The sequence below is a fragment of the Cupriavidus sp. C1SS-2L genome, from assembly GCF_057073735.1.
Map to the genome: position 1 here is coordinate 16939 of NZ_CP172711.1, position 20926 is coordinate 37864.

The 20926-nt window shown below is 66.8% G+C and carries 19 protein-coding genes; 4 read left to right on the plus strand and 15 right to left on the minus strand.

Going from position 1 to position 20926, the window contains the following annotated elements; translation table 11 throughout:
- The first annotated feature begins 5 nt into the window (after positions 1-5).
- The 4 genes from ACIGJG_RS33115 (at position 6) to ACIGJG_RS33130 (ending at position 8170) form a co-directional block, all read left to right on the plus strand.
- On the plus strand, positions 6-2069 hold the full coding sequence (locus ACIGJG_RS33115) for a DNA topoisomerase III (RefSeq protein ID WP_011114056.1): 2064 nt from the start codon (positions 6-8) through the stop codon (positions 2067-2069).
- 21 nt (positions 2070-2090) lie between these two features.
- Complete coding sequence (locus ACIGJG_RS33120; protein ID WP_006122510.1) at positions 2091-2480, plus strand: protein TraD; 390 nt, start codon at positions 2091-2093, stop codon at positions 2478-2480.
- A 3-nt stretch (positions 2481-2483) separates the two neighbouring features.
- Positions 2484-6830 carry a zincin-like metallopeptidase domain-containing protein gene (locus tag ACIGJG_RS33125; protein WP_011114055.1) on the plus strand — a complete coding sequence of 1449 codons (4347 nt, stop codon included), beginning with the start codon at positions 2484-2486 and terminating at the stop codon, positions 6828-6830.
- Positions 6831-7318: 488 nt separating this feature from the next.
- Positions 7319-8170, plus strand: coding sequence for a recombinase family protein (locus ACIGJG_RS33130; RefSeq protein ID WP_011296189.1), 852 nt, complete (start codon positions 7319-7321; stop codon positions 8168-8170).
- Position 8171: 1 nt separating this feature from the next.
- Here ACIGJG_RS33130 and ACIGJG_RS33135 read toward each other — a convergent pair whose 3' ends face one another.
- The 15 genes from ACIGJG_RS33135 to ACIGJG_RS33205 form a co-directional block, all read right to left on the minus strand.
- The gene (locus tag ACIGJG_RS33135) at positions 8172-8846 is read right to left on the minus strand and encodes a DNA adenine methylase (RefSeq protein ID WP_011178411.1); all 675 of its coding nucleotides are present in this window, start codon (positions 8844-8846) and stop codon (positions 8172-8174) included.
- Between the two features lie 154 nt (positions 8847-9000).
- Positions 9001-9432 (minus strand): OmpA family protein, encoded by a 432-nt coding sequence (locus ACIGJG_RS33140; RefSeq protein ID WP_001665065.1) that lies wholly within the window; start codon positions 9430-9432, stop codon positions 9001-9003.
- Between the two features lie 15 nt (positions 9433-9447).
- Positions 9448-10146 carry a TraX family protein gene (locus ACIGJG_RS33145; protein ID WP_011114053.1) on the minus strand — a complete coding sequence of 233 codons (699 nt, stop codon included), beginning with the start codon at positions 10144-10146 and terminating at the stop codon, positions 9448-9450.
- The gene (locus ACIGJG_RS33150; RefSeq protein WP_010890140.1) at positions 10146-10412 is read right to left on the minus strand and encodes a hypothetical protein; all 267 of its coding nucleotides are present in this window, start codon (positions 10410-10412) and stop codon (positions 10146-10148) included. Before ACIGJG_RS33150 ends, ACIGJG_RS33145 begins: the two co-directional genes overlap by 1 nt.
- Before the next feature lie 28 nt (positions 10413-10440).
- Positions 10441-11076: a transglycosylase SLT domain-containing protein gene (locus ACIGJG_RS33155; protein ID WP_011114052.1), complete on the minus strand. Its 636-nt coding sequence runs from the start codon at positions 11074-11076 to the stop codon at positions 10441-10443.
- Between the two features lie 13 nt (positions 11077-11089).
- Positions 11090-11677 carry a TrbM/KikA/MpfK family conjugal transfer protein gene (locus tag ACIGJG_RS33160; RefSeq protein ID WP_010890138.1) on the minus strand — a complete coding sequence of 196 codons (588 nt, stop codon included), beginning with the start codon at positions 11675-11677 and terminating at the stop codon, positions 11090-11092.
- 17 nt (positions 11678-11694) lie between these two features.
- A complete protein-coding gene (gene trbL / locus ACIGJG_RS33165; RefSeq protein ID WP_011114051.1) occupies positions 11695-13413 on the minus strand; it encodes a P-type conjugative transfer protein TrbL in 1719 nt (572 codons plus the stop codon).
- A gap of 10 nt (positions 13414-13423) precedes the next feature.
- Positions 13424-13651 (minus strand): entry exclusion lipoprotein TrbK, encoded by a 228-nt coding sequence (gene trbK, locus ACIGJG_RS33170; RefSeq protein WP_000644148.1) that lies wholly within the window; start codon positions 13649-13651, stop codon positions 13424-13426.
- Between the two features lie 9 nt (positions 13652-13660).
- A complete protein-coding gene (gene trbJ / locus ACIGJG_RS33175) occupies positions 13661-14425 on the minus strand; it encodes a P-type conjugative transfer protein TrbJ (RefSeq protein ID WP_010890135.1) in 765 nt (254 codons plus the stop codon).
- 20 nt (positions 14426-14445) lie between these two features.
- Positions 14446-15867: a TrbI/VirB10 family protein gene (locus ACIGJG_RS33180; protein WP_011114050.1), complete on the minus strand. Its 1422-nt coding sequence runs from the start codon at positions 15865-15867 to the stop codon at positions 14446-14448.
- Between the two features lie 4 nt (positions 15868-15871).
- A complete protein-coding gene (locus ACIGJG_RS33185; RefSeq protein ID WP_006122479.1) occupies positions 15872-16360 on the minus strand; it encodes a conjugal transfer protein TrbH in 489 nt (162 codons plus the stop codon).
- A 2-nt stretch (positions 16361-16362) separates the two neighbouring features.
- A complete protein-coding gene (gene trbG, locus ACIGJG_RS33190; RefSeq protein ID WP_006122480.1) occupies positions 16363-17262 on the minus strand; it encodes a P-type conjugative transfer protein TrbG in 900 nt (299 codons plus the stop codon).
- 17 nt (positions 17263-17279) lie between these two features.
- Positions 17280-18062 (minus strand): conjugal transfer protein TrbF, encoded by a 783-nt coding sequence (locus tag ACIGJG_RS33195; protein ID WP_011114048.1) that lies wholly within the window; start codon positions 18060-18062, stop codon positions 17280-17282.
- Complete coding sequence (locus tag ACIGJG_RS33200) at positions 18059-20617, minus strand: VirB4 family type IV secretion/conjugal transfer ATPase (RefSeq protein WP_011114047.1); 2559 nt, start codon at positions 20615-20617, stop codon at positions 18059-18061. Before ACIGJG_RS33200 ends, ACIGJG_RS33195 begins: the two co-directional genes overlap by 4 nt.
- A complete protein-coding gene (locus ACIGJG_RS33205) occupies positions 20614-20925 on the minus strand; it encodes a conjugal transfer protein TrbD (RefSeq protein WP_001207961.1) in 312 nt (103 codons plus the stop codon). The genes ACIGJG_RS33200 and ACIGJG_RS33205 overlap by 4 nt, the downstream gene beginning before the upstream one ends.
- Position 20926: the final 1 nt, after the last annotated feature.

The following is a 20926-nucleotide window of genomic DNA, read 5'->3' on the forward strand; positions in this document are numbered from 1 at the left end:
ACACCATGCGCCTTTTCATCGCAGAAAAGCCGTCCGTCGCCAAGGCCATCGCCGGCGAGCTGGGCGCGACCGGCAAGGGCGACGGCTTCATCGAGTGCGGCACCGACAAAGTGACCTGGTGCTTCGGGCACATGCTCGAACAGGCCGACCCCGACGAGTACACGCCCGATGACGTGCCGCGCGGCCAGTCCGGCAAGAAGGTCTGGCGCGTCGATGAGCTGCCCATCATCCCCGAGAGCTGGATTCTCAAGCCCAAGGACGACGCGAAGAAGCAGCTCGCCGTGATCGGCAAGCTGCTCAAGGAGGCCAAGGAGATCGTCAACGCCGGCGACCCCGACCGCGAAGGCCAGTTGCTGGTTGACGAAGTGCTGGAGCACTTCCGCAACAGCAAGCCGGTGCGCCGCTTTTGGGTGAGCGCGCAGGACTCCGTTTCCGTCAAGCGCGGCCTGGCCGCGTTGAAGGAGAACACCACCTATGCAGGCTGGGCCGACGCTGCACGCGGGCGGCAGCGCGCCGACTGGCTGATCGGCATGAACCTCAGCCGCGCGTACACGCTGCGCGCGCAGCGCGGCGGCTCGCGCGCCCTGCTGACCGTGGGCCGCGTGCAGACGCCGACGCTGGCCCTCGTGGTCGCCCGCGACCGCGAGATCGAGGCATTCAAGGCCGTGCCGTACCACACCATCCGGGCGGTGGTGCAGCACGCCGGCGGCAGCTTCGCCGCCGCATGGAAGGCGAAGGAGGATCAAGCCGGTCTGGACAGCGAAGGCCGCCTTGTCGATACCGCCGTCGCCGACGCCCTGGTGGCCGCCGTCAAGGGCCAGCCGGGCACCATCGCCGCGTACAAACAGGAGGCCAAGAAGCAGAACCAGCCGCTGGCCTTCGCCCTGTCCGACATTACGGCACTGGCCTCGGCCAAGTTCGGCTACAGCGCCGAGGACGTGCTGAACACCTGCCAGGCGCTCTACGAGACGCACAAGCTGACCTCGTACCCGCGCACCGACTGCGCCTACCTGCCGGAGTCGCAGCACGCCGACGCGCCGCGCGTGCTGGAGGCGATCAAGCACGTCAACCCCGAACTGGCCGGCCTGGTCGATGGTGCCGATCCGCGTATCAAGTCCAAGACGTGGGACGACTCGAAGATCACCGCGCACCACGGCATCGTGCCGACCATGCAGAAGGGCAGCAAGGCCGCCCTCAGCGAGCGCGAGCGCAACATCTACGACCTGATCGTGCGCGCCTACCTGGCGCAGTTCTACCCGCTGCACGAGTACATGCAGACCACCGTGGGCGTCGAGATCGCGGGCGAGAACTTCGCCGCGAGCGGCAAGGTAGTCACGCGCAACGGCTGGCGTGACGTGTACAGCCAGGCCGACGAGGAAGGCGAGAAGGACGAGGACGACGACAGCGGCACGCAGGCCCTGCCGTCGATGGCCCAGGGCGACGCCGTGACCTGCACGGACGCCACCCGCAAGGACGCCAAGACGAAGCCGCCAGCGCGCTTTACCGAGGGCACGCTGATCCGCGCGATGGAGAACATCCACAAGTTCGTCAGCGATGCCGAGCACAAGAAGATGCTGCGCGAGGGCGACGGCATCGGCACGTCGGCCACCCGTGCGTCGATCATTTCCGAGTTGAAGCGGCGCGAGTTCCTGGCCGTCAAAGGCAAGCAGATCATCAGCACGACCCTCGGCCGCAGCGTCATCGACGCGCTGCCCGAGGTTGTGAAAAGCCCGGTGCTGACCGCGCTCTACGAGCGGATGCTGAAAGGCGTCGAGCAGGGCACGGCCGCCCTGGACGCCTTCATCACGAAGCAAGAGACGTTCATCCGCGACCAGGTGGCGAAGGCCAACAGCGGAGCCGTGACCATCGCCGGCGGCAAGGAAGCCGCGCCGGTGTCATCCCTTCACAAGTGCATGGCCTGCGGCAGCGGCTTGTCGCGCCGGCCGAGCAAGAAGAAGGGGCAATTCTGGTGGGGTTGCAGCAACTTCCCCACATGCAAGCAGACCTACCCCGACCTCAAGGGTCGGCCCGACTACAGCAAGGGCCGCAACGGCCCGGCATCCGAATGACCACAGCGAAGGAGATCGACCATGAACGAGCAAACCACCACCAACACCGCCGCCCACGACGAGCCGCTGGCCGTCCTGCCGCCGGTTGACGACGACGCCGCCGGCCGCGAGGCCGTGCGCGAGAAGATGGCCGACGCGCTGACGCCCGGCTTCCAGGTCGAGTTCGACCCCGACGAAGCCGAGCGCGTGGGCGCGTTCGTGGAGGACGCGCTGTCCGAGCAGGACGCCGCCGCGAGCGGCGACGACCTGGTGGAAGTCGATGGCGCGCTGGAGCCGGCATTCCTGGACGACGAAGGCCCGAGCGCCGACATCCCGCCGTTCATCACCACCACGAACGCCCGCGAGCTGTACGACCTGCGGCCCGGCGAGACGGTTGCCCAGGCCGCCGCGCGCAAGGCGTCGGAGGGCTGACCCATGCCGATCACGAAAGCCGAGGCGCAAGGGGTGACGCGGGCTTTCGTCCGCGACTACCCCGGCGCGCTGGAGCTGGCCTACAAGTTCCGCGAGGACGCGGCCGAGCTGTACGGGCCGCGAGCGGCCGAGGTGCCGGCCGACATGAAGGGCGGCTACGTGCCCAAGGAGACGCTGCACGCCGGCCGCGCCTACCGTGGCCGCGTGGACGTGCCCTTGCAGAACGTCGAGAGCGCCGGCGACCTACTGATGACGCTGCGGCACGAGGTGCTAGGCCACTACGGGGCCAACACCTTCGCGCCGGGCGAGAAGCGCGCCTTGCTGGACGGCCTGGCGGCCGCCCGCAACGAACCCACCCTCAAGCCGCTATGGGATGACGTGAACCGGCGCTATGCCGGCCAGTCCCTGGACGTGCGCGCCGAGGAAGTGTTTGCCCTGCACTGCGAGGGCATCGAGCCGAGCCAGCACCAGGTCGCCGACCAGGTGCAGCAGCGCGGCCAACAGTCATTCACGGAAACCTGCATCGCCCGCGTGCGGCCCATGCAGGCCGACGACCTGCACAACATCGTGTGCATGGTCGCCCAGGGCCTGCGCGACCGTTCCCGGACACAGCAGAACTTCCCTCAGTTCAACGAGCTATTCCGAAGGGACGAGAACATGGAGCCGAAGAAGCCGTTTCACGAAGTCGTGGCCGAAAAGCTGATCGAGCAGCTCAAGGCCGGCACCGCACCGTGGCAAAAGCCGTGGGAGCCGGGCGAACCCAACGCCTACCTGCCGATGAACCCGACCACCGGCAAGCGGTACAAAGGGATCAACGCCATCCACCTGATGGCCCAGGGCCGCAGCGATGCGCGCTGGATGACCTACAAGCAGGCCGCCGCCGTGGGCGCGCAGGTTCGCAAGGGCGAGAAAGGCACGCCGGTTCAATACTGGAAGTTCAGCGAAGAGCAAGACAAGCTGGACGACAGCGGCCGGCCCGTCCTCGATGCGAAGGGCCAGCCGGTCAAGGAAACCGTCATGCTGGAGCGGCCGCGCGTGTTCTTTGCGACCGTGTTCAACGGCGAGCAGATCGACGGCCTGCCGCCGCTCCAGCCGAAGAAGGAACAGACTTGGAACGCCGTCGAGCGCGCCGAGCACATCCTGAAAGCCTCGGGCGCGACGATCACCCACGCCGCCGGTGATCGGGCGTTCTACCGCCCTTCGACCGACAGCATCACCCTGCCGGAGCGCGGCCAGTTCCCCAGCTCCGACCGCTACTACGCGACCGCGCTGCACGAGCTGGGCCACTGGACGGGCCACGCTTCGCGCCTTGACCGCGACCTGGCGCACCCGTTCGGGAGCGAGGGGTACGCCAAGGAAGAGCTGCGCGCCGAAATCGCTTCCATGATCGTCGGCGACGAGCTGGGCATCGGCCACGATCCGGGCCAGCACGCCGCCTATGTGGGTTCGTGGATCAAGGCGCTGCAAGACGAGCCGCTGGAGGTGTTCCGCGCGGCCGCCGATGCCGAGAAGATTCACGACTACGTGCTGGCCTTCGAGCAGAAGCAGGTTCAGGAGCAAGACCAGCAGCAGAGCCAGGCCCAGGACGAAGCCGTGGCCCAGGCCCTGGCCGTGGACATTGCCGAAGTCCTGGACAACCCGGACGTGTCTTTCAGCCACTACCAGGCATTCCAGGGCGACACCCTGGAAGACGCCTTGCGCAGCCGTGGCCTCGAAACCGTGGGCAGCATCACCGGCACCGATCCCGAGCAGTTCTACGCGGTCGCGCATGACCGGCTGTCGCCGGTGTTCGGCATCGACCCGAGCCACACCGACACCGACAACGCCTACCTGGAGCGCAAGGGCTTGGCGCAAGAGTTCGCCAACATGGCCGAACAGCTCCACCTCGCGCAGCAGCTCCAGCAGCACGGCGAACAGATCGTGTCGAGCATCGACGCCGAAGCCAGGTGGAGCGACGGCCAGCGCATCTTTGCGTTCCACGACCAGGACGGTGAACCCCACCAGGTTCGCAGCCTGGACGAGCTGAACAACTACGCGCCCGACCAGTTGATGGCCCTGCCGGCGCTGACCCAGCAGCAAGCGGCCGTCGCAGACCAGGAGGCGAACATGACCCCACCGACCAACGACCAGGCGGCCGCCCTGCTGGCCGCCCATCCTGCCGACGCGGTGCAGGGCATCGAGCAGGCCGCCGCCGCGCGCCGGCAGCTCGCCGCCGGCGAGATCGACGGCCAGGCGTTCGCCGACGCGACCCGTCAACACCTTGGCGTTGAGCTGCCGCCCGACTGGAGCGGAGAGCTGCGCATCGTCGGCGTGGCCGAGCAGGACGGCCAGACCGTCGATGCCGCCCAGGCCGGCATCGAGCCGCAGGCGTTCCAGGTCTACGCGCGCAAGGCCGATGCGCAGTTCGGCGAGGACGCCTTTGCCTTCGTCGCCGGCACCCGCACCGAGGGCCAGGCCGAGGCTCTGACCGAGCGCCTGCACCTGGTCGATGCGCTGGGCACCGACAACCAGCACGAGCGCGCCGCCAAGCTGGCCCGCGTGCAGGAAGAGCGTGTACGGCGCGACCCCAACGCGACCGAAGAGGACATTTCAGCCGCTAAAGAGGCACGCAAGACCGCCGAGGCGTCGGCCATGCTCAACGACAGCGACGCGCAGCGCCGCGCGGCCGAGCTGGAGCGCCAGGAACGCGAGCGGCAGCAGGCGCAGCCGCAGGCCGAGAAGCCCGAACGGCAGTACATCAACGTGCCGTACAAGGAGAAGGACGAGGCCAAGAGCCTCGGGGCGCGTTGGGATCGGCAGCAACAGTCCTGGTACGTGCCGCCGGGCACCGATGCCGCTCCCTTCGCCAAATGGGCGCAGGGAGCCGCTACAGCGGCCGTAGAGCCGCGTTCGGCCCAGCCGGCACCCGAAGCCCAGGGCGAGGCGCAGAAGCCCGCGCAGCAGGCCCAGCAGGCCCGCCAGTACCTGGCCGTGCCCTACGAGCAGCGCAACGCGGCCAAGGCCGCCGGCGCGCTTTGGGACAAGGCCGCGAAGTCCTGGTATGTCGGCCCGCGCGCCGACGCGGCGAAGCTCGAACGCTGGAAGCCCGAGAACGTGCAGGCCCAGCAAGGGCCAGCGATGACGCCAAGGGAAGAGTTCGCCGAGGCCATGCGCAGCGCCGGCCTGTTCACCGGCAGCAACGCCCAGGGCGATCACCCGATCATGGATGGCAAGCGGCACCGCGTGCCGGTCGAGGGCGGCAAGAAGGGCGCGCTCGATGGCTTCTACGTGGGCCACCTGGACGGGCACCCGGCCGGGCGGATCATCAACAACAAGACCGGCACGGACATTACCTGGAAGAGCAAGGGCTACGCCTTGAGCGACCAGGAGAAGGCCAAGCTCCAGGCCGAGGCGGCCGAGAAGCTGGCACAGCGAGCCGTCGAGCAGGACAAGGCCCAGGAGGCCACCGCGCAGCGCGTCGGTCGGCAGATGGCCGACCTCGTGCCCATCGAGCAGCCGACGCCCTACCTGCAAGCCAAAGGCATCCAGGCGCAGGCCGGCGTGATGACCGACCGCGAAGGCCAGAAGACCTACATCCCGGCCTTCGACGCAGAGGGCAAGCAATGGACGATGCAATACATCCAGGAGGACGGCACTAAGCGGTTCGCCAAGGACTCGAAGAAGGAAGGATGCTTCCACCCGGTCGGCGGCATGGACGCCCTGGCGGCCGCGCCGGCGCTGGTGATCTCGGAGGGCTACGCCACGGCGGCCCAGGTGGCCGAGGCCGTGGGCCACGCCACGGTCGCCGCCTTCGACAGCGGCAACCTTGAGGCCGTGGCGAAGGCGCTGCACGCCAAGTTCCCGGACAAGCCGATCATCATCGCCGGCGACGACGACCGGCACCTGGTCATGACCCACGGCAACAACCCCGGCCGGGAGAAGGCCGAGGCGGCCGCCCAGGCCGTGGGCGGCAAGGCGATCTTCCCGATCTTCGCGCCGGCCGAGAACACCTACCCGCGCGACTTGCCCGCCATCACGCCCGACAGCTTCAAGACCCACCTGCGCGCCGAGCAGCGCCTTGCCGACGCCGCCGCCGGCAAGGTCGAGCTGGCCGGCGACGAGGCGGCCAAGCTCAAGGCGTCGATGTTGAGCGGCGCGCAGATCGCGGCGCTGTCCACGATGAAGCAGCACACCGACTTCAACGACTTGGCGCACAAGAGCGAGCTGGGCATCGAGGGCGTGAAGCGGCAGATCGGCGCGGCCATCAGCCAGGTGCAGCGCGACGAGCAGCAGCACCAGGAGCAGAAGCACGTCGAGAAAAAGCAACAGCAGATCGAGCAGCGCCCACGGCGGGCCGCTCGCATCGGATAAGTCGAAAAATCCGGCTAAAGTGGCCGAGCTGCACATCAGGCCGCGCGGTTTTCCTCCCTGATCGCCGGCGCGGTTTCTTCCTCCCTGAACCGCATGCAGACTTGCCGCCTCGGACACCCCGAGGCGGTTTTTTTTCGCCTCGCTCGAGCATCGCCGCATCCGACGATGCCGAGACGACCAGGCCGCGCACGTCGAGCTGCAGCATCGCCATTGCCGACGATGGCACCAGGTCGCCGGCGGTGGCCACCGACCTCGAGCTCGCATCGCCACATCCGACGATGCGCGCCGGCGTCGACCATCGCCAGGTCTGACGATGGCGGCCGCCCTGCCCTGGATCTCGCATCGCCATTTCTGGCGATGAGATCCACGGAGCGGCCATTTAGACCCGCCAATAACGACCCGGCCAAGATAAATCGCATGACGGCCTTTTTGGCCGGGGGTAGCATGACCGGACACTTTGCGTATACCCAAAATGACCGGAGGAACCCATGACCAGCCGCAACGGCTACTTCCCAGGCAAGACCAAGGCGAAGCGCAGCGCGATCATCACGCCGCGCACCGCCCAGGAAACACAGATTGCGGCCATGCCGCGCCAGTCACGCGCAGCGCGCCAGGCGCTCGCCAAGACGCCACCGCTGCGCGTCGGCGGCGATGGCCTGGTCGAAGGTGCCGACCGCATCATGCGGACGCCGACCGAGCACCAGGCCGCCGGCGTCGCTTTCAAGGTCGCGCGCATCTACTTGCGCGTCAGCACCGACGAGCAGGACTTGACCAGGCAGGCCGCCATCGTGGAGAGCACCAGGGCCGCCGGCTTCTACGTCGCCGGCATCTACCGCGAGAAGGCTTCGGGCGCTCGCGCCGATCGCGCCGAGCTGCTGCGCATGATCGGCGACCTGCAACCCGGTGAAGTCGTCGTTGCGGAGAAGATCGACCGCATCAGCCGCCTGCCGCTGCCCGAGGCCGAACGCCTCGTGGCCTCGATCCGCGCCCAGGGCGCGCGCCTGGCTGTCCCTGGCGTGGTCGATCTATCCGACCTGGCCGCCGAGGCGAAGGGCGTGGCAAAGGTGGTGCTGGAGTCGATCCAGGACATGCTTTTGAAGCTGGCGTTGCAGATGGCCCGCGACGACTACGAGGATCGCCGCGAGCGGCAGCGGCAGGGCGTCGAGCTGGCGAAGGACGCCGGCCGCTACACCGGCCGCAAGGCCAACACAAAGGTGCATGAACGCATCGTGGCGCTGCGCAGCGCAGGCCACAGCATTCCAGAGACGGCCAGGCTGGCCGGGTGCAGTGAAAGCCAGGTCAAGCGCGTATGGGCGCTGCACAACCAGGCGCAGGCGTGACCTACTCGGCCGCCTCCAGCTCGCGCAGGCATTCCATGATCGCCGCCCGCTCCAGCGGATCGAGCTTGGCGAGCTTCGCTTGCCAGCGGGCTTTCTTCCGCTTGATGCGCTCGCGCTCGCGGAAGTTGCTGCCGAGGTAGCGCAGATCGTGCAGCTCGGCCGGCTCGGGGTAGTTCATCCACAGCCGTTCGATAGCGATGCCGCCGCGCGTCATCGCGTTGAAGTCGATGGTTCTCCATGACGCCAAGGGAGAGCTGTCATAGATCGTTGAGCTGTAGCCCGACACCATCACCGCGCACGGCAAGCCGGCCAGCACGTCGAGCAGCCGCACGTGGTCGGCGTCGTCGTATTCGTGGCGGTATAGCTTGCCGCCGCGCCGGCTGTCCATCACGTAGGGCGGATCGGCGTAGACGAACTCGGAGCCGGTGAACTGGTGGGACTCCAGCCAGGCCACGGCGTCGCCGTGGTGCAGCTCCAGGCCGGGCACGTCGAGCTGCTGCCAGACCTCGATCACCTCGGGATCAACGTCGATGCCGACGCTGCGGGCAGCGGGCCGCTTGCGCTCCAGGATGTTGCCGCCGCCCAGGTGCGTTTCGATGTACGTGTCGTGAGGCGGGATGTTGTTGATGATCGTCTGGTAGACGCCGGCACCGCCCTTGCCGCCGGGGTATCTCATGGCCTTCTTCCTGGAGTAAATCGGGACTTGGCCAGCATCGTCAGAAATGGCGATGCTGTCAAGGGAAGCCGGCCGGGCCTGCATCGTCAGAGCCGACGATGCGAAGCTGCTGGAGCGACCTGCAGCACCGCCAGGAATGGCGATGCCGGATCGCTCAGTAGGTGGGGATGTAGACCACCTCAATGTCCACGCGCTGGTTCTCGCGCCGGCCCTCGGCCGTCGAGTTGTCTGCCACGAAATCGGCGGCCGATGCGAAGTTCACCATGATCTTGAGCGGCGAGACGCCGCGCGCCACCAAGTACGACCTGGCCGAGAGCGCACGGCGTAGTGCAAGGGCCTCATCGGCCGCGCTGGGCCGTAGTGTGCTGGTGCGCCCGCTGATGTAGATGATCGCCGCATTCCTAGCGTCGGCCAGCAGCTCCAGGGCCTCTGGCGTCGGCTGGAATGTCGCGCTGCTGTCGGGGAAGGACACCGATACGCCGGACTTGATCGGCGTGCCGAAGTTGCCGGCGTCGCCGGCGGCCAGTGCGCTTTGCGCGCTGACCAGGAACGCCAGAGAGAGGGCCAGAAGAACGGGTTTTCGCATGGGGCAGGACTCCAATCAGAAGAACAGGTAGCCGGCCTTGCTCATGGGGATGCGGATCAACCAGAGCGAGGCCAGGTGCAGCGGGTAATAGGCGTAGAAGGCCCAGCGCAGGCGCGGCACGCGCACATCCACCCGCGAGGCCAGGAAGAGCACCGGCAGGGCTGCCAAGGCCCACAGGTTGCGATTGACGAACCACAGGGCCGCGCAGGCCAGCACCGCGACCGCCGCGGCGGCCCAGCTCGGCCGGCGCGTGTACGACCACACCGCCAGGCCGAAAGCCACGGCCGGCCACCAATATTCGACCGAGCTGCCGCCGACCAGGAACACCACGCCGGCGGCCGCCAGGTGCAGCTTGCCGCCACGTTCGACCAGGTAAGCCGTGGCCGTGACGACCAGCAGCGTGAACATCACGTTGAGCGGCCACCAACCGGCGTACAGGCCGCCGAGGGCCACGAAGGGCACGGAGGCCAGCGCGCCGAACATCGCCAGGCGCGACATGGTGCGGCCGTACACGCCGCGTTCGAGCGTGCCCGGCCGGGCCAGGTTGTAGGCCAGGACGAACACGAAAAGGGGGAGCGCCACGCGGCCGGCCTCGAACAGCACCGGCAGCGTCGCGTTGAACAGGTACTTGTTGACGTGATCGCCGGTCATGAGAACCAGTGCGAGCCACTTCAACGCTTCGACGGTTCCATCAGGAATCCGCAGGGCCTTCATCAGCGCCGGCCCCCGCGAATCGCGTAGGCGCGCAGCACCAGGAAGATGATGTAGAGCGCTGGCAGTGAGAGCACGAAGGCGATGGGCTTGCCGATCCACGCCGGCAGCGCCCACAGCAGAAGGCCCAAGGCGAAGATCGGGCCGAGGCCCAGCAGAAGCAAATCGAGCTGGTTCTTGGCCTGCCCTTCCGCCCACTTGCAATAGGCTTGAAGCAACCGGCCGACGCCCAGCGTGTACCGCATCATGAAGGCGTGGAATTTGTCCATGTTTAGCCGCTAAATCGGAAGAGCCGGCCTACTCGGCCGACCCCTCGCGTGAAGTGTTGAAAGACACCGTGCGGGGCACGTAGCCGGCCACCGACACGCTGCGAGCTGCTGCGGCCGCTGGGGCGGCCTGCTGGGGTGCTGGTGCCGGCCTGGCCGCCGGCGTCGCCCGCTGGGCCACCGTCGCGGGCTGGCTGGGCGTCGAGGGCGTGGCCCCGGCCTTCGTCACGTCAAGCGTGACGAACCGAGCTTCGAGCCAATCGGCCCACTTCGACGCCTTGCGCATCAAGTCGGCCCGGTACACCGCGTTGTACTGCGGCGTGCGCGAGTGGTAGTTCGCCGCCTTCGTCCAGAGGTCGCCCTTGTCGTTGCGGATGTGCATCCGCAGCCGCCAGGCGGCCAGGTCGAACGAGTAGCAGCCGGCAGCCGCCACATCGTTCGCCGTGATGCCGTATCGGGCCAGGTCGCCCAGGTACGCGGTGTTGAACTGCATCGGGCCAACGTCATGCGTGCCATTCGAGTTGCGCACCCACTGGCCCGGCTTGCCGCCCTCTTTCTCGGCGACGGCCAACACGATGTTGACCGGCACCTCGTACTTGACGGCGGCCGAGATCGAGCAGACGACGCGCTCCTGGAGCTGCGGCGGCAGATCGGCGAAGAACGGCATGCCCTCCCCTCCCTCAGTTCAGCCAGGACTGACGGCGGCGCTCTTCGTCCTCGCGCCGGATGCGTTCGTTGTACTCGGCCAAGGCGCGGTCATAGTCGCGCGCTTCGACCCAATACCCGCCCCGCTCTGGCGTCCCGACATAGCGCGGCAGCGTGCCGCTGCTGGCGAAGTCGGTGTAGGCGTGGCCGGTGTAGGCCCCGCAGTAGTCAGGCAACTGGTTGCTGATGTACGTGCGCCCATCGTCGTAGCCGCCCGTCCACATCACCAACGTCGAGTTCAGCGACTGCGCGTCGCACCGGCCAGCGCCGCGCGAGATCGCCGACACGAGCGACTGCATTTCCGGCGTCTGGCTCGCCACCGGGCAAAGCTGGAGGAAGTTCAGGCGGGCGCGGATCGTGTCCGACAGCTTGCGCTTCGTGATGTTGAAGTACCGCGACAGCGACGGCGTGCATTCGCTCGGGCGCGTGCCCGACGACAGGCACAGGATCGCCTCGCAGGCCAGGCGCGTGTCGCCGGTCAGCACGTCTTGCGCGCTGGCCGTGCCGGCGGTCGATCCGAGGGCTGCCACGAGGGCGGCCAGGGCAAACAGTTTCTTCTTCATGGTTGGACTCTCCTTGGTTACGCAGTTGTGCCGTCGCGGCCTTGCTCGCGGTTGGCGAACGCAGCTACTTCGGACTCGGGATCGGCATCGGCAGGGCCGCCTGCCAGGCTGTTGTCGCCGAAGCTCGGCGCGGGCTGCTGGTCGGGCACGTCGATGTTCTCGGCCGTGCCGCTTCCTTGCGCCTTGATCGCGGCGGCGATCTTTCCGCCAGTGGTGTCGGCGATCCGCTCGGCTGCGGCTTCGCGCAGGCTCGCGGCTTTGGCCTTGGCAACATCGGCGGTTCCCTTCGCCAAGTTCGCGCCGGCGTCGGCGGCGATGCGGCCGGCCGTGCCGAGGGCCGATGCGGCCGATGCGAGCAAGCCGGGGCCGGTGCTGCCCGGTGCGGCCTGCTGCCCTTGCCCTGCCCCGCCGGCGGGCTTGGGTTCGTTCTTGGCGGCCTTGTCGGCACTGCTGCCGGTGCTGGCCGTCGAGCTGCTGCCCTGGCCGCCGGCGTCGGCTTTGCCGCCGCCCTTATCGCCGCCCTTCGAGCTGCCCGAGCTGCTGCCGGTCGAGGGGCTGCCGCCACCCGACGAAGAGCCACCGCCGGAGCTGCCGCTAAAGCCCGCAGCCTGAGCGAAGGGCGTGCTGCCGGTGCCGGCGTCGCCGCCGCCGCCCGCACCGCCGCCCGAGCTGCCGCCGCCCGAGAAGGCCGACATAACGTCCGTGCCTGCCGACACGTTCTCATTGGCCTTCGAGAAGGCGGCCATGACGGCAGAGGCACCACCGGCGGCCGAGGCTGCGCCGGCGGCCAGAGCGGCGCCGCCGGTCGCGGCCGCTGCTGCTGCCATGCCTGCGGCACCCAACGCAGCACCTGCACCGAACTGGCCGATGCCGGCACCGCCCACGCTCGCGCCGGTGATGATCCCGGCGATGAGCGGCGGAATCTTGTTGACCAACGCCAAGAGGATGATGACGACGATCAGCATCACGCCCATTTCCTTGAGGCTGATGCCGGCGCTCATGCGCGAGTAGTAGTCATCGAGGAAGGTCTTGCCGATGCCCACCAGGAGCACCATTGCGAAGAGCTGCGCGGCCACGCCCAGGACGACCTTGTAGTAGTTGATCGCCATGTCGGAAGTCCAGCGCGAACCACCGAAGCCGAGGAAGAACACGCCGCCGTAGGCGAGCACCCAGCCCGACGCGAGCAGCAGAAGCATATTCACACCGACCAGGGCCAGGATGACCAGGATCGCCACGGCCATGAGGATGCCGGCCATGCTGTCCACCGGCGACCACACCGAGGACTGATCCATCACCTTGTCGAAGATCGCAAAGCCCACGTCCACGATGCCCGAGGGCGACAGAGCATTGCCCAGGCCCGTCGCGTTGCCGGCGAGCTGCCGCAACGACGCATAGATGGACGAGGCGAAGTTAGGGCCGTTGGTTAGCGCCCACCAGAAGAAGCCGGTAAAGATCGTGAAGCGGACGAACTCCGCGAAGAACTCGCCAATGTCGGCCTTGCGCAAGGCCATCATGCCGAACGTCCAGACCATCGAGATCACAACCAGCGTCCAGAAGAGCCAGGTTGCGGCCGTGGTGATGACACCGGCCCAGCCGCTCGCGGCGGCCTGGTAGCGATCCAGCACGCTATCGAACACGCCGGCGTTGTCGATGGCCGCGTGGGCATCGACCGCGAAGAACGCCAGCCAGACGAACAGCGGCAGGGCGAGGGTTTTTAGATTGGCTGGCATTCTCATCGTCAGCACCTCACCATTCGCGTTTCGGGCTGGGCTTGAAATCCCCACCACGACGCAAGCACAGCGACGAAAAAGCCTGCTGGACGCCCTTGTCCTCGATCTTGGCGATGTTCTCGGGCTTGCAGTTCTCGTCGTTCACTTCCGGCATGGGGGCCGTGGCCGGCTTGTTGTCGCAGCCGGCGACCAAGGCCGCCACGAGGGCGGCCGAGGCCAAGGACAGAGCCTTGATTGCTTTCATGAATCCCCCTTACCAGGTGCGCGCCGGGCTGGCCCGGTAGCTGCCCTGGCGCAGTTGTGCGGCCGCTGCCGCCTGCTGGGCTTCCTTGTCGGCGTCGGCCTGCATCTTGGTTGCCATCGCGTTCTGCTGCGCGATCAGCAGGCCACGAATCTGCAAGAGCTGGTTGGCCTGCTGGCTGGCGAGCTGGTTGGCGTAGCCGATGGCCTGCATTTGGCCCTGCGCGCCCTGCGCTGCCGATTGAAGACGCTGCAACGTCGCTGCATCGGCCGTGAGATTCGTTTGCTGCCTATCGAGGCCCTTGAACAAGGCATCGTTGGCCTTCTTCTGCGACTCGCTCGCGAGCTGGGCCACATTCCGAAGTGCTGCGCGTTCCGCGTCGGAGCACCCTGCCGCCGTAAAGCACGGCGAGTTCTTGTAGTAGTTCACGTCCTGGAACTTGCCGATGTAGCTGTCCAGGCTGCCGAGTTGGGTCTTGTAGTAATCCAGCGTGTTGACCGCGTTCATCAACCCGTTGATGGTCGATTGCGCCTGATCCCAGATATACGCGGCCGGGGCCATCGTGTTCTGGAGTTGGTTTTGATACTGCTGGAGCTGGGTGCTGTACTGCTCAATTTGCTTGAGCGTCTGGGCCACCGATTCGATGGCCGTCATGATGTTCTGCGACAGGTTGGTGCCGTCGATGACGGGGATGCCAGCCTGCACAGGTGTGACCGCCAGCGTGCTCGAAACAGCAATGACGAGGGCCAATTTAGCGGCTAAAAACTTCGGCTTCATGGTGCTTTTCTCCTATGGCGTTAGTAATCGAAGGAACGGTACGGCTTGGAAAACGTCATGTCCTTCGTGACCACGACGTTGAAGCGATACCCCGGCCGAATTTCCAGCGTCGGCGAAATGCTCAGGTTCTTGGCGATGAGTTGCGCCGTAACCTGGCCGAGCTGCTGGCCGAGGGCTTCGCTTAGGGCACTGCTGGCGCTCGGTGCGCCATAGGTGTTTGTGGCCTGGTTCTGGCGTTGGCTGTAGGTGATGCCTGCTGTCACGCCGGACATGAGGAAGGCCGAGCCGAACAGGCGCACATAGTGGTTGTTCACCTGGTCGTGGAAGCCCGCGTATCCCGCGCTGTCCGCGCCTGGCATCGCGCCAATGTCCATCGCCTTGCCATCGGGGAACACGATGCGTTGCCACGCAACCAGCACGCGCGCTTGGCCGTAGGCCACGTCGCTCGAATACGAGCCGACGAGGCGCGATCCCTGCGGGATCAACAGGTGCTTGCCGGTCGGTGTGTCGTACACGTCCTGCGCGACCTGGGCCATGATTTGGCCCGGCAGATCGGAGTTGATGCCCGAAATGAGCGTGGCCGGCACGACGAAGCCCGCGCGCAGCTCGAACGGTGTGCGCGGCGCTTCCGGCTGCGAATCCAGCTTCCAGCGGTCGCCCTGCCCACCTTGGCCGAACTGCGCCATGCTGTTGCGCCCGCCGCCGCTGGTCGAGGTTTGCAGGAGCTGCGGCGCACCGCCCGCGCCCATGCCGCCGGCGGCCGGAGCCGCGCCGCCACCACCGACGCCCATGCCGCGAATCTGCGCCAGGCGTGCTTGATAGGCGGCGGTCGGATCGTTGCTGCGCTGCGCGTCGATTTGCTGCTGCACCGCTGCGATGCGGTTCAGCATTTCATCGCGCGTCTGCGGCGTGCCGGTGTAGGTGCTCGGGCCACCCGGCGCGGAGCCGTTGCTACGCGGGGCATCCACGCGCACGGTGGTCTTGGCCTTCACGGCTTCGCCGAACATCTGCATCTTCGCCATGCGGATGCGCTGGGCCTCGTCGTCGTTCACCGGCTGGCCCGGGTTGCCGGGGTTGGCCGGCGGGGCCGGCGGCGCGTCCGGGTTGGACGGCCGCGCGATCTCCAGCGGAGCCGACGCCGGGCCGGTCGGCATGTCGGGCACCTTGAGCGGGCTTGCCGGCTCGATCAAGCCGCCGGTCTTGTCGCCTGCGATCTCCTTGGCGAACATCGACGTGTTGCCGGCCTTCTCCTTGGGGCCGTCCGCCGGCGCGTTCTGCTTGGCCGCGCGATCCGCCGCGACCAGGGCCATGACCAGCACGAACGACAGCAGGACGCCGCCGAGGATGTACATGGGCATGTTGTTGACGCGACGGACGCCCGCCTTCTTGGACACTTCGCCAGGCGAAGCGTCAGGTGCCATCTGATCGGCGTTTTCTGTCATGGCGTCACTCCTTGCGCACCCAGTACCCGGCCGGCGCGAACGTGCCGTTTTGCGCCAGGTAAGGGCGGGTGATGGATTGATTGCCGACCATCAAGGTCAGGCGGTACAGGTTCGAGTCGCCAGCCTGGTCGAGCACGTAGCGCAACGGCAGGCCGCCCGACGCGGCCGTGGTGGCCGGTGCGCTCGCCTGCGATGCCGCCGAGGCCGGGGCCTGCGTGGAAGCGCCGGCCGGGGCGTACTCCAGGAGGGCATAGCCCTTGTCGCGCAGCGACTTGACGAGCGCCTGGCCGAACGGATCGGGCGTCGGCTGTTGCAGCTCCAGGCGCGTGCGCGCCGGCGCGTACAGCGTGGCGAGCTGCTGCACCGCGTCGGTGGCGAGCTTCTGCTGATCGAGCGCGGCCGACTGGACGAAGTTGCCGTACTGGCTGGTGGTTGCGCAGCCGCCGAGGCCCAGGGCGAGGGCGAGCAGCGCGAGAGAGACGATCTTGCGCATGGTCACTTCCTCCGGCTGATGGTCACGCGGTCTTGGCTACTGCCAACACCGGCAATCAGGATCGCGCGGTCAAACACCGTGTCCACGATGTAGCGATTGCCCTGCACGCGGTAATTGACCAGCACCGTTTCGTCGTCGGTGAACAAGCCGCCCTCTTTGCGCACGACCAGGAGCGTCGGCGCTTCGGTCTGCTGCATCGTGCCGGGCATTTCGATGATGGTCTTGCGGCCATCGTTGTAGACGCGCACAGGCTTCCAGCTCGCCGACCCGGACAGCTCATAGTCGAACGAGAGATCGCCCAGGTACTCGCCCGTCGCCGGCAGGGTGTTGTCGGTGCGTTCCTGCTTCTCGCGGCGCTGGATCGCGTCCCACTTGGCTTGCGCTTCCTCGGGGTACGTGAACGAGACTTGCGGCATGTACTCGGTGCGATGCGAGCGCAGGCGGAAGTGGTAGCTGCGGCGGTTCGTGGTCACAACCAGGCTGGTTTCGAGGCCCACGTCCATCGGCTTGATGATGAGGTGCTGAACCTCGGTCGCGCCGCTGCCGGTGATGGCCGGTTCCACCGTCCACCTGGCCGTGTCGCCCAGGTTGATCGAGTTCACTTGTTCGCCGGGCTGCAAGGCCACGTCGCACACCTGGAGCACCGCGCAAACGATGCTCGGCTGCTGCGCGCCGTACACGAACTTGATGGCACCGCCCGAGCCGGCCACCGGCTTGATGCCGGTCGCCGACCCCGCTTCCCACCGTTTGGCGATGGCGAGCGCCGCGCGCTCTTGAGCGGTCAGCGTCGGGTTGGTCTTGTTGAAATACTTGTCGGCAATGTCGTCGCCAGGGGCGGCCAGAGCCAGGGAGGGCACCGCCACAGCAGCGCCCACGATCAAAGCGGAGAGGGTTTTCTTCATGGTGGATGACCTCGAATTCATTGGATGCGGGACCAGGAGTAATCACGCACGTAGATGCTCAACGGGTTGTTCCGCAGTTGCTCATCGGTGGTGTTGGGCGTGACCTCGGCGATGTAGGTAGTCACGAGCGCGCGCCAGGTGACGGGCTGACCTTTCAGCGTGCCTTGGCGGTCGCGCGTGGTTTCCACCCACTCGACTTGCCAGGTGTCGGGCGTTTGCGGGATGACGGTCTTGATCTCGACGCTGACCATTTCCTTCTCGGCGCGCTTGAACGGGCTGGAATCGGGCGTGCCGTTCAACCACTCGTTCATCTTTGGCGTCGCCGGATCGTTGGGGGCGAGCATCGAGTACGCCTTGAACACGCACTTGCGCTGCAAGGCCACGTCAGGCGACACCATGCGCGCGCAGCTCATCCAGTCCGCAACGGCGGCGTGGATGACACGCGGATCGGCCTTCCCTGCGGCCTGCACCGGGCCGGCGGCCACCGTCTGGCCCAGCTTGTCCACCTCGACCACGTAGGGGATGAACTTCGACTGGCTGCCGATGTGGATCACGCCACCCACGCCGGCCAGCGCGATCAACAGCGACAGGATGCCTATCACCTGCCAGGTTTGGCGCTGCGAGACGACGCTGCCCACGTGATCGTTCCAGGTGCGGCGCGCGGCCAGGTAGGGGTTCTCGGCCTCGCCCGCACGGCGGCCGCCGGCGAGCGGTTCCTTCGAGCGGCGCGGATCGCGCGGCTCGGCGGAGTTGGCGGGCTTCTTGAAGATCAAGCCCTTGAGGGTGTCGGCGATGCTCATGCGGCCTCCAGGTAGTCGTTGAGATTCAGCCCACGGCCGGCCAGCCACTCATGCACCCATTCGTGGCCGAACTTGGCTTCGAGGCTCTTGATGGTGGCGACCGATTCCTTGTCGGACGCACCGACGAAGGCCAGGGCCATCGGCCCCAGGGCAAGGTCATAGAGACGGCGGCCGTTCTCCGAGACGTAGTAGTACTGACGCTTCGGAATGGCAGTCGCCAGGATTTCGATCTGACGCGCGTTGAGGCCCATACGGCGATAGAGCGCCGATGTGTCCTCATCCCTGGCGTAGACGTTAGGCAGGAAAATCTTGGTCGCGGTCGATTCCACGATCACGTCCAAGATGCCCGAGTTGGCCGCGTCGGAGAGGCTTTGCGTCGCCATCAGCACAAGGCAGTTGGCCTTGCGCAGCACCTTGAGCCATTCCCTGATCTTGGCGCGGAACGCGGGGTGGCCCAGCATCAACCAGGCTTCGTCCAGGATGATGACGGAGGGCTGGCCTTTCAGTGCGCGCTCGATGCGGCGGAACAGGTAGAGCAGCACCGGCAGCGCGAACTTCTCGCCCAGGTTCATCAGCTCTTCGATCTCGAACACCGTGAAGTCGGACAGCGACAGGCCGTCCTCTTCGGCGTCGAGCAGGTGGCCCATCGAGCCGTCCACCGTGTACTGCTTGATGGCCTCGCGGATCGCCTCGTCCTGAATCGTCACCGAGAACTCGGAGAGCGTGCGCGCGCCGCTGGCGTGCATGCTCATGATCGCGTTGCCGATCTCGTTGCGCTGCGCCGGCGTGGTGTTGACGCCGTTCAACGCCAGGATGGTGTCGATCCACTCCATCGCCCAGGCCCTATCCCCCTTCGTTTCGAGGAACTGGAGCGGGCAGAACGCCAGGCGGTCATCGTCGGCGGCCACCGTGAAATGCAGGCCGCTCTTGCCCTTCGTGGCCGCGCGGATGCCGGCCGCGAGTGGGTACATCGACATGCCCTTGTCGAAGGCGTAGATCGACATGCCGGCGTAGCGACGGAGCTGCGCGGCGATGATGCCCAGGTGCGTCGATTTGCCTGCGCCGGTCGGGCCGAACATGAAGGTGTGGCCCAGGTCGCGCACGTGCAGGTTCAGGCGGAACGGCGTAGCGCCCACCGTCACGCAGTGCATGAGCGCCGGCGACAGCGGCGGGTACATCGGGCACGGAGCCGTGGCGCTGCCCGTCCAGATCGAGCTTGTCGGCAGCAGGTCGGCCAGGTTCATCGTGTTGATGAGCGGCCGGCGCACGTTCTCGACGCCGTGGCCGGGCAAGCTGCCCAGGTACGCATCGAGCGTGTTGATCGTCTCGATACGGGCCGCGAAGGCCAGGCGGTTGACGGCCTTCTCGACCAGGAGCGCGGAGGCCGCCAGGCGCTCCCGATCCTCGTCCATCAGCACGACTACGCTGGTGTAGTAGCCGGCCGCCACCAAGCCGCTGTTGACCTCGGCGATGGCCGCCTCGGCGTCGCCGACCATCGCGGCCGCGTCCTGGTTGATCGAGCCGGTATTCGTGTTGAACACCTGATCGAAGAAGCCGCGAATCTTCTGCTTCCACTTCTTGCGGAACTTGTCCAGGTGCTTCAAGGACTCGTGCTGATCCATGAAGATGAAGCGGCTCGACCAGCGGTATTCGCTGGGCAGCTCGGCCAGGGCCGAGAGCACCCCAGGCGTTGACTCCAAGGGGAAGCCTTCGATGGCGACCACCTGGATGAACTTGCGCCCGATCTTGGGCACGACGCCGCCCCACAGCTCTTGCCCGCCGATTACCGCATCGAGGTACATCGGATTGCTGGGCAGCATGACCGGGTGATGGAGGCCCGTCACGCAGAACTGCAACCAGCTCAGGAAGTCATCGTGCGTGACTTCCCTGCCCTCTTCCGACACGACTTTTTGGCCGCGCAGGCGCGTCATCTTGACCGCCGAGGACAGGCGCGATTCCAGGCTGGTGATCTCGCGCTTGAACTGCGCAATCAGGCCCGTAGTGCGCGCCGTATGGTCGGGAGCCACCGCATCGTCATCGAACATGAGTTCGACAAACTTGCGCTGGGCCAGCACTGGCGGGAACCACGTGACGGTCAGGACAAAGTAGCCCTCGAACATCGCGCCCAGGCCCTCGAACAAGCGCCGGCGTTCCTCGTCAATGGCGAAGGAAACGGAGTCGGGGAACGATGACACGCCCCGCTCCGAGTAGTTCGGCGCAGGCCGACGCACAGCATCGACATGCACCATCCAGCCGTTCCCCAGGCCCGCCAGGGCCTGGTTGATGCGGAACGACACCATTTCCCGCTGTTCCTCGGTGCTGCTGGCGTTGTCATCACCCTTGTACAGCCAGGCGGCCATAAAGGAGCCGTTCTTGCCCACGATCACGCCGTCATCGACCACGGCGGCGTAATTGAGCAGATCGGCCAGGCCGGCATCCTTGGCGCGATGCTTCTTGAGCTTCAGCTCGGCATCGACAGCCCGGATGCGGGCAAAGAGGATGAGCAACAGAACCGCACCGAGCACAGCAATGGCAATTGCGATTGCTTCGATCATTTGTATTGCTTCCCTTGACTCGGCGTGTTGTCACGGAAGGGCGTGCTGCGAGCCGGGTAGTACGGCTTGTACCGGCGGTGCCGCAGGTACACGTGTCGCAGCTTCGGATCGGCCTTCGCCATGAGGCGCAGCGCGAAGAGCGCGCCGAACCACAAGGCGATGCCGAACACCGTTGCCCTCACTTCTTGGGCGCTGAAAATCAGCGCGCCGGCCAGCAGGCCCGAGAACATCACCAGCTCACGATCCCCGCCCATGAACAGGTTTTCTCGGTTGCCGGCCCTACGGATGGGGATCGCGCGCAGAGCCATG